The 11,984-nt window shown below is 64.2% G+C and carries 11 protein-coding genes and 1 pseudogene; 5 read left to right on the plus strand and 7 right to left on the minus strand.

All coding sequences use genetic code 11. The features are described from left to right. Positions 1 to 86 precede the first annotated feature (86 nt). Together DVS29_RS06165 and DVS29_RS06170 are read left to right on the plus strand one after the other, a co-directional pair. Complete coding sequence (locus DVS29_RS06165) at positions 87 to 821, plus strand: pseudouridine synthase (protein ID WP_118179687.1); 735 nt, start codon at positions 87 to 89, stop codon at positions 819 to 821. A gap of 150 nt (positions 822 to 971) precedes the next feature. Next, complete coding sequence (locus DVS29_RS06170; RefSeq protein ID WP_118179532.1) at positions 972 to 1,160, plus strand: hypothetical protein; 189 nt, start codon at positions 972 to 974, stop codon at positions 1,158 to 1,160. Positions 1,161 to 1,259: 99 nt separating this feature from the next. On the opposite strand, the gene DVS29_RS06175 is transcribed toward DVS29_RS06170, so the two are convergent. Beyond that, a complete protein-coding gene (locus DVS29_RS06175) occupies positions 1,260 to 2,360 on the minus strand; it encodes an NAD-dependent epimerase/dehydratase family protein (RefSeq protein ID WP_118179688.1) in 1,101 nt (366 codons plus the stop codon). Positions 2,361 to 2,476: 116 nt separating this feature from the next. On the opposite strand from DVS29_RS06175, the gene DVS29_RS06180 reads away from it, so the two are divergent. The 3 genes from DVS29_RS06180 (at position 2,477) to DVS29_RS06190 (ending at position 5,527) form a co-directional block, all read left to right on the plus strand. Then, positions 2,477 to 3,508 (plus strand): CDP-6-deoxy-delta-3,4-glucoseen reductase, encoded by a 1,032-nt coding sequence (locus DVS29_RS06180; protein WP_118179533.1) that lies wholly within the window; start codon positions 2,477 to 2,479, stop codon positions 3,506 to 3,508. 337 nt (positions 3,509 to 3,845) lie between these two features. Then, positions 3,846 to 5,030: an acetylornithine transaminase gene (locus DVS29_RS06185; protein WP_118179534.1), complete on the plus strand. Its 1,185-nt coding sequence runs from the start codon at positions 3,846 to 3,848 to the stop codon at positions 5,028 to 5,030. Between the two features lie 38 nt (positions 5,031 to 5,068). Further along, positions 5,069 to 5,527: a GNAT family acetyltransferase gene (locus DVS29_RS06190; protein WP_118179535.1), complete on the plus strand. Its 459-nt coding sequence runs from the start codon at positions 5,069 to 5,071 to the stop codon at positions 5,525 to 5,527. 150 nt (positions 5,528 to 5,677) lie between these two features. Here the strand turns inward: DVS29_RS06190 and DVS29_RS06195 are convergent, their stop codons facing one another. The 6 genes and pseudogenes from DVS29_RS06195 to ispH all read right to left on the minus strand — a co-directional run bounded on the left by DVS29_RS06195 (position 5,678) and on the right by ispH (position 11,984). Beyond that, positions 5,678 to 6,394, minus strand: coding sequence for an ABC transporter ATP-binding protein (locus DVS29_RS06195; protein ID WP_118179536.1), 717 nt, complete (start codon positions 6,392 to 6,394; stop codon positions 5,678 to 5,680). After that, the gene (locus DVS29_RS06200; RefSeq protein ID WP_118179537.1) at positions 6,394 to 7,167 is read right to left on the minus strand and encodes an ABC transporter ATP-binding protein; all 774 of its coding nucleotides are present in this window, start codon (positions 7,165 to 7,167) and stop codon (positions 6,394 to 6,396) included. Before DVS29_RS06200 ends, DVS29_RS06195 begins: the two co-directional genes overlap by 1 nt. Positions 7,168 to 7,186: 19 nt before the next feature. After that, positions 7,187 to 8,356 (minus strand): ABC transporter permease subunit, encoded by a 1,170-nt coding sequence (locus DVS29_RS06205; protein WP_118179538.1) that lies wholly within the window; start codon positions 8,354 to 8,356, stop codon positions 7,187 to 7,189. 14 nt (positions 8,357 to 8,370) lie between these two features. Next, positions 8,371 to 9,321: a branched-chain amino acid ABC transporter permease gene (locus DVS29_RS06210; RefSeq protein ID WP_118179539.1), complete on the minus strand. Its 951-nt coding sequence runs from the start codon at positions 9,319 to 9,321 to the stop codon at positions 8,371 to 8,373. A 246-nt stretch (positions 9,322 to 9,567) separates the two neighbouring features. After that, positions 9,568 to 9,888, minus strand: a pseudogene (locus tag DVS29_RS38420) (branched-chain amino acid ABC transporter substrate-binding protein); the annotation flags it as partial. A 1,136-nt stretch (positions 9,889 to 11,024) separates the two neighbouring features. Beyond that, positions 11,025 to 11,984, minus strand: coding sequence for a 4-hydroxy-3-methylbut-2-enyl diphosphate reductase (ispH, locus tag DVS29_RS06220; protein ID WP_118179540.1), 960 nt, complete (start codon positions 11,982 to 11,984; stop codon positions 11,025 to 11,027).

Here is an 11,984-nt window from a genome sequence, read left to right on the forward strand (position 1 = left end):
GCGTTCGCGCGCGCTCCGGTTCTTGCGCTTCAATCCGGAGAATTCACGCCTGTACAATGCGCAGCATTGCCAGCATCACGCCGTTCATGGATCTCGAAAGCATTCTCTTCACGCAGGGTTTCGGCTCGCGCCGCCAGTGCCGCGGCTTGATCGCCGATGGTCGCGTATCGATCGGCGATCGATCGGGCGCCACGAGCGGCACACTGTGCGACGACCCCGACGCGCAATTCGATGTCGAAGCCGACACGCCGTTCCACTTCAGCGTCGACGGCGGACCGTGGACCTGGCGCAAGCACGCGTATGTGCTGCTCAACAAGCCGGCCGGCTACGAATGCTCGCGCGATCCGCAGTATCACCCGAGCGTGTTCAGTCTGCTGCCGCCGCAGTTCGCCACGCGCGGCGTGCAATGCGTCGGCCGTCTCGATCAGGACACGACGGGCCTGCTGCTGCTCTCCGACGACGGCCAGTTCGTGCATGCGTTCACGTCGCCGAAGCGCAAGGTGCCGAAGGTCTACCTCGCAACCACCCGTCACGCGATCGACGATACGCAACTCGAAGCACTCCGAAACGGTGTGCTGCTGCACGGCGAGCCGAAGCCGGTCAGCGCGGTCGCCGCGCACGCGCGCGAATCGCATCGGCTCGAACTCACCGTGCTCGAAGGCAAGTACCACCAGGTGAAGCGGATGGTGGCGGCCGCGGGCAATCGCGTCGAAGCGCTGCACCGCGAACAGGTGGGCGGTTACCGGTTGCCGGATGCGCTCGCGGAAGGCGCATGGCAATGGCTCGATGCGGCGGACCTCGCCGCACTGCGCAACGGGTAAACGCCAGGCGCAGCGTTGCCTGCGTTGGCTGGCGCACCCTCGCGCTCAAAATGGCCGCTGTGGCGCTGCGCCGCAGCATGCTCTTCCTGACACCGCGCTCTATACTCGATTAAACAACGATTACAACGAGACAAAGAGAAGGAGCGGACCATGACCATCAACGGGACTCTCGCTACGACCAACATGATGATCGCGTTGGTCTGTCTGGGCGTGTTGCTGGCCGGCATGCTGGTGGTCGGCATGCGGATGCGGCATCGCTATCCGCCGGGGCTCATCGGCGCCGTGATCGGCGCGCTCCTCTGCTTTCTGCTGCTCGAAGCGCTACCGGCCTTCGTGTGATGGCCGCCCGCTTCGTTGCAACGTCATGCACGGCGCAGGCCGCGCGGTTCGTTGCGCGCAATGAATGCCGTGCACGGCGCGCGCGAGTCGCACATGCCGTCATGCGGCGCCTTCGTCGCTCGCTTGTGCTTCGCGCAGGAAATCGTCGACGCTCGGATAACGCAGCCGCACGCGCAACTCCTTCGTCATGCGCGCGTTCGAGAGGCGCCGCGACTCGCGCATGAACGACAGCAGCATCGGCTCGAGCACCTGCTCGGCTGCTTCACGCGTCACCCGCGGCGCACGCGAGACGCCGTACGCATCGGCCACGCGATCGAAATACGCACCCATCTTCAGTTCGCTGCCGTCGCTCGCGTGAATCACGCGCGATGGCCGGCCATGCGTCGTCATCCGCACGAGGATCGCGGCGAGGTCGTCCGCGTGGATGTGGCTCGTGTACACGTCATCGGCATCGACGAGCGCGGGCGTACCCTTGTGCAGCCGCGCGAGCGGCAAGCGGTTCGCTGCGTAGATGCCCGGAATGCGCGCGATGCTCGCCATGATCACGCCGCGCGCGGCCGCGCGCCGCAACTGCCGCTCTGCCGACACGCGCCGTTTCGCGCGGTCGTTCGCGGGTTTCACCGTGCGCGTCTCGTCGATTTTCGCGCCGCCGCAGTCGCCATAGACCCCTGTCGTGCTCGCGTAAATTAGCCGCACAGGCGTGGGGAGTTCAGGAGCCCGCAGAATCGGCTCGGGTACAATAACGGATGGTTTGCGGCCGGCCCAGGCTGTTGCAGCGTGCGCCTCTCGCGCCACGCCAATGCGCGGTGCGGGAACGCAGCGTGCGTGTCTCGCGGGTATCCGCAGGCGGCGCGCCAGCGCCACTGGTGCGGCATTGGCGCGCGCTACGCGGCGGCGCGGCGCGGCCAGCGCGGCAAGCAGCGCGCGCGTGCGCTCGTCGTGATCGCCGGTTTTCTGCGGCGGTGCGAGATGCAGCGCCGTCGGCGCAAGTCCGCTGAGCCGCGCGAGGCTCGCACGCACGTCGAGATCGCCGAGTATCGGTGTCACGCCCGCCGCGCGTAGCAAATCGCGCCGCTCGGGTTGCGTGGTCAGCGCGAAGATCCGCGCGCGCGGTTGCAGCAGCGGAACGCAGCGCAGGCCCACGTCGCCGCAGCCTATGATCAGCACGCGTGGTCGGCGCAGAAGTCGTGTCGCTATCATGGTGAGCGCATTGTAATCGCCACGCGCCGATCGCACCGGCCTTCATGCGTTCGCGCAGCGTTCACGATTCATCGCAGTACGCACTGGTTACCCGTTTCTTCGTTCGTTCAGGATATATGGCATTCAACGTCACGCTCCGGCAAAGCGGCCGGCAGTTTCAGGTGGAACCCGATGAACCCGTGTTGACGGCTGCGCTGCGCCAGGGCATCGGCCTTCCGTACGGTTGCAAGAACGGCGCGTGCGGATCGTGCAAGGGCACGGTCGCGAGCGGTGAGGTCGAGCAGCGCGCGCACTCGTCGTCGGCGCTGTCGAACGACGAGAAGACGCGCGGCATGGCGCTCTTCTGCTGCGCCACCGCGCAGACCGATCTCGAGATCGACATCCGCGAGGTGGCAGGCGTCGGCGACGTGCAGGTGAAGAAGCTGCCGTGCCGTGTCAACGCGATCGAACGCAAGGCCGACGACGTCGTCGTGCTGAAGCTCCAGCTGCCCGCCAATGAACGGCTGCAGTATCTCGCCGGCCAGTACCTCGAATTCATCCTGAAAGACGGCAAGCGCCGCAGCTACTCGATGGCCAACGCGCCGCACGTCGAGGGTCCGCTTGAACTGCACGTGCGTCACATGCCTGGCGGCGCGTTCACGGACCACGTGTTCGGCACGCTGAAGGAACGTGACATCCTGCGCTTCGAAGCGCCGCTCGGCACCTTCTTCCTGCGTGAAGACTCGGAAAAGCCGATCGTGCTGCTCGCATCGGGCACGGGCTTCGCACCGATCAAGGCGATCGTCGAACACGCCGCGTTCAAGAACCTGAACCGCCCGATGACGCTGTACTGGGGCGGCCGCCGCCGCAAGGACCTGTACCTTGCCGAGCTGGCCGAACAGTGGGAGAACGAGATTCCGAACTTCCGCTTCGTGCCGGTGCTGTCGGAGCCGGACGCGTCGGATGGCTGGACGGGCCGCACGGGCTTCGTTCATCGCGCCGTCATCGAAGACCTGCCAGACTTGTCGGGTTATCAGGTGTACGCGTGCGGTGCGCCGGTGATGGTCGAGTCGGCGCAGCGCGATTTCACGCAGCACCACGGCTTGCCGGAAGACGAGTTCTACGCGGATTCGTTCACGAGCGCGGCGGATCTCGCGAATCCGGTCTGAGCGGCAACCGGCGGCACGGCAACGTGTGTTGCCGACGCGACGCCGCCATGCCCAAATGAACGGGAAAAGGCCGCGAGTCGCGATTGATGGTTTACAGCGGCGGCAAGCATGTCGTATTCTTGCGCCCATGAACCGCATCCTGTCCGAACTTCGACGTCGCCGCTCGCTGCACCCTTAGGGGCGCCGCTGGCTTCGTCACGGACTCGCGTCGCATCTGGCGCACGCTGTTCGAATCATGAAAAGCCACGGCATGCCGTGGCTTTTTTGTTTTCCGCGCTGATTCTGTTTGCTCAATTAGCCTTTCATCTCACCGCTGCTTCGCCTGGAGTTCGTTGCCATGAAATTTAACGAGTACCCGATCGACTCGCTGATGTACATCACCAACCGTCCCGAGATCGTGTTCACGCACGGCAAGGGTTCATGGCTCTACGACAACGAAGGCAAGCGCTATCTCGACTTCATCCAGGGCTGGGCGGTCAACAGCCTCGGGCACTGCAACGACGGTGTGATCGAAGCGCTCGAAAAGCAGGCGCGCCTGCTGATCAACCCGTCGCCGGCGTTCTACAACGGTCCGATGGCGCAGCTCGCCGAGCTTTTGACGCAGCACAGCTGCTTCGACAAGGTGTTCTTCACGAACAGCGGAGCCGAGGCAAACGAAGGCGCGATCAAGCTCGCGCGCAAGTGGGGCAAGAAATTCCGCGACGGCGCGTACGAAATCATCACGTTCGACCACAGCTTCCACGGCCGCACGCTCGCGACCATGTCGGCAAGCGGCAAGCCGGGCTGGGACACGATCTACGCGCCGCAGGTGCCGGGCTTCCCGAAGGCCGATCTGAACGACATCGCGTCGGTCGAGAAGCTGATCAACGCGAAGACCGTCGCCGTGATGCTCGAGCCGATCCAGGGCGAAGGCGGCGTGATTCCGGCCACGCGCGAATTCATGCAGCAGCTGCGCGCGTTGACGCAGAAGCACGGCATCCTGCTGATCGTCGATGAAGTGCAGAGCGGCTGCGGCCGCGCCGGCACGCTGTTCGCGTACGAGCTGTCGGGCATCGAGCCGGACATCATGACGCTCGGCAAGGGCATCGGCAGCGGCGTGCCGCTCGCGGCGCTGCTGTGCAGGAAAGCGATCGAGGTGTTCGAAGCCGGCGACCAGGGCGGCACGTACAACGGCAACCCGCTGATGTCGGCGGTCGGCTACTCGGTGATCTCGCAACTGACGGCGCCGGGCTTCCTCGAAGGCGTGCGGGCGCGCGGCGAATACCTGCGCGGCCAGCTGCTGGAGCTGTCGGCGGAACGCGGCTTCGAAGGCGAACGCGGCGAGGGTCTGCTGCGCGCGCTGCTGCTCGGCAAGGACATCGGACCGCAGATCGTCGAGAAGGCGCGCCTGATGCAGCCGGACGGCCTGCTGCTGAACGCCGCGCGTCCGAACCTGCTGCGTTTCATGCCGGCGCTCAACGTGACGAACGAAGAAATCGACCAGATGATGGCGATGCTGCGTTCGATCCTCGATTCGCTCTGATCGACGCACATCTTCCACACCAGCAGAGGACTCACATCATGGACCCGCATCAGCCACTGTCGATCCGCCGCTTCGATGCGCGCGATACCGACGCCGTCGTGGCCCTCTGGCGCGAGGTGTTTCCCGAGTACCGGAATCCGGACAAGCCGCATCGCGACCCGCACCGGTCGATCGCGAACAAGCTCGCGACGCAGCCCGAGCTGTTCTTCGTCGCCGAGCATGGCGGCGAGATCGTCGGCACGGCAATGGCAGGTTACGACGGTCATCGCGGCTGGCTGTATTCGCTCGCGGTGTCGCCGTCGCTGCGTCGGCTGCGCATCGGCACGCGGCTGGTCGCGCATGCGGAGCAGGCGCTGACGGCGCTCGGCTGCCCGAAGGTCAATCTGCAGGTGCTGGAGGATCGCCCGGAGGTGTTGGGGTTTTACGCCGCGCTCGGCTATCGCGCCGATGCGGTGGTGAGCCTCGGCAAACGGCTGGGGATGCCGGAGACGGCTTGATGCCGATGATGATCTAACGCGATCGGCGTTAGCAGGTCGCGGCGCAGCGCGTCGGAAAGCAAAAAGCAGCGTGGACTCGCATCCACGCTGCTTTTTTGTTCCCCGTGCGCGATGCCCTAAAAGCGGCAGCGCTCACGAGACAGTCACACGTTACTCGCCCAGATACGCCGCGCGCACCTTCGGGTCGTCGAGCATCTGCTTCGCGTCGCCGGACATCGTCACCGTGCCCGAGTCCATCACGTAGCCGCGGTTCGCCGCCTGCAGCGCGAGACGCGCGTTCTGCTCGACCAGCAGCACCGTGATACCTTCCTTCGACACTTCGCGCACCACCTCGAAGATCTTCTCGACCATGATCGGCGACAGACCCATCGAAGGTTCGTCGAGCAGCAGCAGCTTCGGCTTCGAGATGATCGCGCGCGCCATCGCGAGCATCTGCTGCTCGCCACCCGACAACGTGCCGGCGTACTGCGAAGCGCGTTCCTTCAGGCGCGGGAAGAAGCCGAACATGCGGTCGACGTCCTTCTTGATGCCTTCCTTGTCGTTGCGCAGGTACGCGCCCATCTGCATGTTCTCGACGATCGACATGCGCGCGAAGATGCCGCGACCTTCCGGCACCATCGCGAGGCCGCGCTTCAGCAACTCGTGCGCCGGCACGCCCTTGATCGACTGGCCCATGTACTCGATGTCGCCACCGGAGTACGGCTTGAGGCCGGTGATGGCCTTCATCGTCGTGGTCTTGCCTGCGCCATTTGCGCCGATCAGCGTGACGAGCTCGCCCTGCTGCACTTCCAGGTCGACGCCCTTCACCGCCTGAATGCCGCCGTAGTTGACCTGCAGGCCCTTGATTTTCAACATTGCCGTAGCCATCAGTGAACCCCCGCGCCCAGATATGCCTCGATCACCTTCGCGTCCTTCTGCACGTCCTGCGGCAGACCTTCGGCGATCACCTTGCCATAGTCGAGCACTGTCATCCGGTTGCACAGGCCCATCACCAGCTTCACGTCGTGCTCGATCAGCAGGATCGTCTTGCCGTCGCCGCGGATCTTGTCGAGCAGGCGCGTCAGTTCGACCTTCTCGGTCGCGTTCATGCCGGCGGCCGGTTCATCCAGTGCGAGCAGCTTCGGATCGGTCGCGAGCGCGCGTGCGATTTCCAGACGACGCTGGTGACCGTACGACAGGTTGCGCGACGTGTAGTCCGCGTACTGCGCGATGCCCACGTACTCGAGCAGCTCGACCGCGCGTTCCTTGATCTCGCGTTCTTCCTGACGCTCGGCCGGCGTCTGGAACACCGCGCCGATCAGGCCGTGTTTCGTACGCACGTGACGGCCGACCATTACGTTTTCCAGCGCGGTCATGCCGCCGAACAGACGGATGTTCTGGAACGTGCGGGCAATGCCCGCCTTCGCGACCTGGTACACCGCTGTCGGCGTGTACGCTTCGCCGTCGAGGCGAAACTCGCCCGAATCCGGCGTGTAGAGCCCCGTGATCACGTTGAAGAACGTCGTCTTGCCGGCGCCGTTCGGGCCGATCAGACCGTAGATGTTGCCCGCCGTGATTTCGAGGCCGACGTCGGAAAGCGCCTGCAGGCCCCCGAAGCGTTTGTTCACGCCCTTCACGGACAGTCGAATGTTGTTGCTCATATGAAGTTCTCCCCTGTCCTCAGGCGCGCACCGGCTTCTTGCCGTTTCGTTTCGCGAGCTTCGCGATCTTGTCCTCATGCTTCGCCGCCGGCCACAGACCTTCCGAGCGGTACAGCATGATCAGCACCATCGCCAGACCGTAGAGCAGCTGACGGATCACTTCAGTATCGACGATCTGGTGACCGAAGATCGCGTTCTGCAGCGGACCCATCGTCGAACGCAGGAACTCGGGGAAGATGGCCAGCAGCACCGCGCCGAGAATCACGCCCGGGATGTGGCCCATGCCGCCCAGCACCACGCAGGCCAGCACGACGACCGATTCCCAGAAGGTGAACGATTCCGGCGACACGAAGCCCTGGAAGCCCGCGAACATCGCGCCCGACAGACCGCCGAACGACGCGCCCATCGCGAACGCCAGCAGCTTCACGTTACGGGTGTTGATGCCCATCGCCTTCGCGGCGATTTCGTCTTCCCGGATCGCGGCCCACGCACGGCCGATACGCGAGTGCTGCAGACGCGTACACACCCAGATCACCAGCAGCGCGCACAGCACGAACACGTAGTAGTACATGTACACGGTCGTGAACTGGAAGCCGAGCAGGTTGTGCGTCTGCGACAGGTTGAAGCCCGCCACCGTGATCGGATCGATGCCCGTGATGCCCTGCGGTCCGTTCGTGATGTTGAGCGGGCGGTCCAGGTTGTTCATGAAGATCCGGACGATTTCCCCGAAGCCCAGGGTCACGATCGCGAGGTAGTCGCCGCGCAGACGCAGCGTCGGTGCGCCGAGCAGGACGCCGGCTCCAGCCGCGAGCGCCATCGCGATCGGAATCACGATCCAGTACGGCGTGTGAAGGCCGCCCGGGAACATCGCGCCGATCCAGGCAAAGGTGGTCGACAGGTGCGGCGAGGTCAGCAGCGCGGCCGTGTAGGCGCCCACCGCGTAGAACGCGATGTAGCCCAGATCCAGCAGGCCGGCGAACCCGACCACCACGTTGAGGCCCAGCGCGAGCATCACGTACAGCATCGCGAAGTCGAGCACGCGGACCCAGTAGTTGCCGCCGACGGCACCCACCACCATCGGCAGCGCCGCGACGATCACCGCGGTGATGATGCCCACCGTCAGCGTCTTCGTGAGGTTCTTCTCGGGGATGAGCGTCGTGGACGGCTCGATCGGTTGAATGGAGGTCATTTTGCTTTTCCCCTTTATGCGCGATCAGCCACGCGTTCGCCCAGCAGGCCCGACGGACGGAACACCAGCACGATGATCAGCACGATGAATGCGAACACGTCCTGGTAGTTACTGCCGAACACGCCACCCGTGAGGTTGCCGATGTAGCCGGCGCCCAGCTGCTCGATCAGACCGAGCACCACGCCGCCCACCATCGCACCGCCGAGGTTGCCGATACCGCCCAGCACCGCGGCCGTGAACGCCTTCATGCCCGGGATGAAGCCCATGTAGAAGTGCACGTTGCCGTATTCCGACGCGATCATCACGCCCGCCAGCGCGGCGAGCGCCGAGCCGATCATGAAGGTCGCCGAGATCACGAAGTTCGGGTTCACGCCCATCAGGCTCGCGTTGTTCGGGTTCTCCGCGATCGCGCGCATCGCGCGGCCCAGCTTCGTCTTGTGCACGAGCAGCAGCAGCGCGCCCATCATCAGGAACGCGACCACGATGATCGTGATTTCAGTGGCCGAGATCACCGCGCCCGGGTTGTTCGGACCGGACGCGATCACGTTGATCGGATCGGTCGGCAGCAGTTGCGGGAACGCGAGGGGATTGCGGCCCCAGATCATCATCGCGAGGGTTTCCAGCAGGATCGACACGCCGATCGCGGTGATCAGCGGGGCGAGGCGCGGCGCGCGCCGCAACGGGCGGTACGCGATCTTCTCGATCGTGTACCCGACCACCGCGCAGACAGCCGCCGCGATGATCAGCGCGATGAAGAGCGTGGCGACATGGCCAAGCCCGGGGAAATGATTCTGCAGCACGTTGATGGCGGACAGCGCCACCATCGCACCAACCATCAGCACGTCGCCGTGCGCGAAGTTGATGATGCCCAGAATCCCGTACACCATCGTGTAGCCCAGTGCGATGATCGCGTAGACGCTACCAAGCACCAGTCCGTTGATGATCTGCTGGATGAAAATATCCATCTAAAGCTCCTTGGCCCGTGCGGCTGGATTCTCGTCAGGCATCGCCGGTGGGCGACGATGCTCGGGAAAAACGCAACGGCACTGCGGGTACTGATAAAAAGACCGCTAAGGGTTAACCGCCCGAAACCGGCCCGCTTCTATAGGTATAGATGCGAACCCGCCGGAGGCGGATGCAAAAACGGCACCGTCGGATGGGTCGGTGCCGCCGAGTGTGAATCCCGTCATTGCGTGTCCATGACGTCGCGAGACGGCGTCGCCGCCGCCAGCCATGTCACGACGCGCAATGGCGCCCTCTTTCAAACCACCCTTGTCGTCGAATGCGATGTGGCCGGCTACTCCGGTGTAGCCGGTGACAGGCATCGCAGCCAGCACCTTGGGCGCATCGATCGAATTGGCGCGCTTCATTGCATCGACGATCACGTACAGCGCGTCATACGTGAACGGCGCGTCAATCTGCACCGGCGTGTGGAAGTGCGCTTCGGCTTCGTGCTGCCGGTCGAAATGCGCTTCCGTATCCATCCCGCGAAGCGCAACCGCCGCTTCCGGACGAACCAGTCGACGCGCGGCTTGCGCCTGCGTCGCTACCCGGGCGGAGTACACGCCGTCGCCGTCCGGGATTTGTGCCCTGCCTCCGCGCGTTGCCGTCTGTCGTGCAGACGGAACGCCCGTCGCGTCCACTCGGCCGTACTCGATAAGGTCCGGCCGGACGCTGGTGATCTTCGTGGGAATGGCCCGAGGCTGCCGGGCCAGCTTGCGGCATGCCTGCCGCGAGCCGCGCGCTTCGAGCGCGGCGGCGTCGTGGGTGCCGGTCTGCGGGCCGGCTGCCGACAGATACGCGCATGGCGGCGATCGGCGCCCACGTTCGCCGTTTGCCCTGCGCTGCGTTTCGATTGCCCGGATCGTCAATCGCGCCCCATTTTCGTAATCCATGCCGGGATGCGCAATGCTGCCGGCCGTTGGGGCCGCATGGCCAATCCTGACGATCTTCGCGTCACAACCCGAAGCGGCTGCCGGTTCCGGCGCCGATATCTTCGAAGCTGCGTTGCGCTCCCCGTTTTCGCGACCGGCGACCTGCGCGAGTGCTGCCGTATCGTGTACGGCATGTGTAAAACTGGCTCGCATGAGGTGGTCTCCCGCGCCTTCGAAATCCACGTCCTGTGGGCCTCAGCCGTTCAGAACGCGCGCATTGTAACTCCAATTTTGCGATGGGCAATATTGTTGAACCGGCAGGGTTTTCCTGCATTGCAACCGTATTTTGAGATACGAGACGGGGTAGTGGCGCAACCCGGTTGCGCCCGATTTTCGCTCATCAGTTGCACCACATTCGGGGCCAGCTCGCACCATCTGTTGTCACAATTCCGTTGTCGCTCGCCGAATGGCCATGGTCTGCGGGGCAAGCCACACTTAAAGTCAGTATTACTTAGCATGCACGCAAGTGGTGCGTCGGATCCGGTCATTCCGGATGAGTTTTATTAAAATAGGGGTATGATCATCGACATCAGGTCGTTTTCGCCAAAAATAATCGCGAAAAACTTCGTCAAATCTTCCGTGGAAGCGGGTTTTTAAATGATCTGGTACTTATTTATATGCCGCGACCCGACGTCTGAACAATAAAAAAGCGCACCCGCGGGTGCGCTTCTGTAGTCGAAACTGTGGTCCGGTTCCTGAAAGGTCCGGGGCGGCGCGTAGACCGCGTGTAGACGTTAAGCCGGCAAGCCCAGACCTCGCGGCAGCGGGAACGCGATGTTTTCCTCGATGCCTTCGAGCGCGCGCACGTTGCGCACACCCAGCTCGCGCAGGCGGCCGATCACGGCCTGCGCCAGCGCTTCGGGCGCCGATGCGCCCGCGGTCACGCCGATGCGGCGCTTGTCGGCGATCCAGGCCGGATCGATCTGGTCGGGCGAATCCACCATATAGGCGGGAATGCCGCGCTTTTCCGCCACTTCCCGCAGCCGGTTCGAATTCGAGCTGTTCGGGCTGCCGACCACGATCACGACGTCGCACTGCGGCGCCATGAATTTCACCGCGTCCTGACGGTTCTGCGTGGCGTAGCAGATGTCCTGCTTCTTCGGCTCGCGGATGGCGGGATACTTCGCCTTCAGCGCCTGAATGATCTCGGCGGCATCGTCGACAGATAACGTGGTTTGCGTGACGAACGCGATCCGCTCGGGGTCTTTCAACGCCAGCGCCTTGACGTCGTCGATGTCTTCGACGAGATACATGCCTTCGCCCGCCTGCCCCATCGTGCCTTCCACTTCGGGGTGCCCCTTGTGACCGATCATCACGATGTCGAAGCCTTCCTGGCGCATCTTCGCGACTTCGATGTGCACCTTGGTGACGAGCGGACAGGTGGCGTCGTACACGCGCAGCCCGCGCCCTTCGGCTTCGGCGCGCACGGCCTTCGAAACGCCATGCGCGCTGAAGATCACCGTGTTGCCCGACGGCACTTCCTCGAGCTGCTCGATGAAAATCGCGCCCTTCTTGCGCAGATCGGCCACGACGTACGCGTTGTGGACGATTTCATGACGCACGTAGATCGGCGCGCCGAACAGCTTGATCGCGCGTTCGACGATCTCGATCGCGCGGTCGACGCCGGCACAGAAGCCTCGCGGCTGCGCCAGCAGGATTTCCGCTTCGGCGAGAGTCGTGTCGGTGGTGCTCAT

Source organism: Paraburkholderia phosphatilytica (assembly GCF_003443895.1).
In the GTDB taxonomy this organism is placed as follows: Bacteria; Pseudomonadota; Gammaproteobacteria; order Burkholderiales; family Burkholderiaceae; genus Paraburkholderia; species Paraburkholderia phosphatilytica.

Coding starts and splice junctions, on each gene's coding strand:
- DVS29_RS06165 (WP_118179687.1), top strand. CDS start 87: ATGGATCTCGAAAGCATTCTCTTCACGCAGGGTTTCGGCTCGCGCCGC.
- DVS29_RS06170 (WP_118179532.1), top strand. CDS start 972: ATGACCATCAACGGGACTCTCGCTACGACCAACATGATGATCGCGTTG.
- DVS29_RS06175 (WP_118179688.1), bottom strand. CDS start 2,360: ATGATAGCGACACGACTTCTGCGCCGACCACGCGTGCTGATCATAGGC.
- DVS29_RS06180 (WP_118179533.1), top strand. CDS start 2,477: ATGGCATTCAACGTCACGCTCCGGCAAAGCGGCCGGCAGTTTCAGGTG.
- DVS29_RS06185 (WP_118179534.1), top strand. CDS start 3,846: ATGAAATTTAACGAGTACCCGATCGACTCGCTGATGTACATCACCAAC.
- DVS29_RS06190 (WP_118179535.1), top strand. CDS start 5,069: ATGGACCCGCATCAGCCACTGTCGATCCGCCGCTTCGATGCGCGCGAT.
- DVS29_RS06195 (WP_118179536.1), bottom strand. CDS start 6,394: ATGGCTACGGCAATGTTGAAAATCAAGGGCCTGCAGGTCAACTACGGC.
- DVS29_RS06200 (WP_118179537.1), bottom strand. CDS start 7,167: ATGAGCAACAACATTCGACTGTCCGTGAAGGGCGTGAACAAACGCTTC.
- DVS29_RS06205 (WP_118179538.1), bottom strand. CDS start 8,356: ATGACCTCCATTCAACCGATCGAGCCGTCCACGACGCTCATCCCCGAG.
- DVS29_RS06210 (WP_118179539.1), bottom strand. CDS start 9,321: ATGGATATTTTCATCCAGCAGATCATCAACGGACTGGTGCTTGGTAGC.
- ispH (WP_118179540.1), bottom strand. CDS start 11,984: ATGAGCACCACCGACACGACTCTCGCCGAAGCGGAAATCCTGCTGGCG.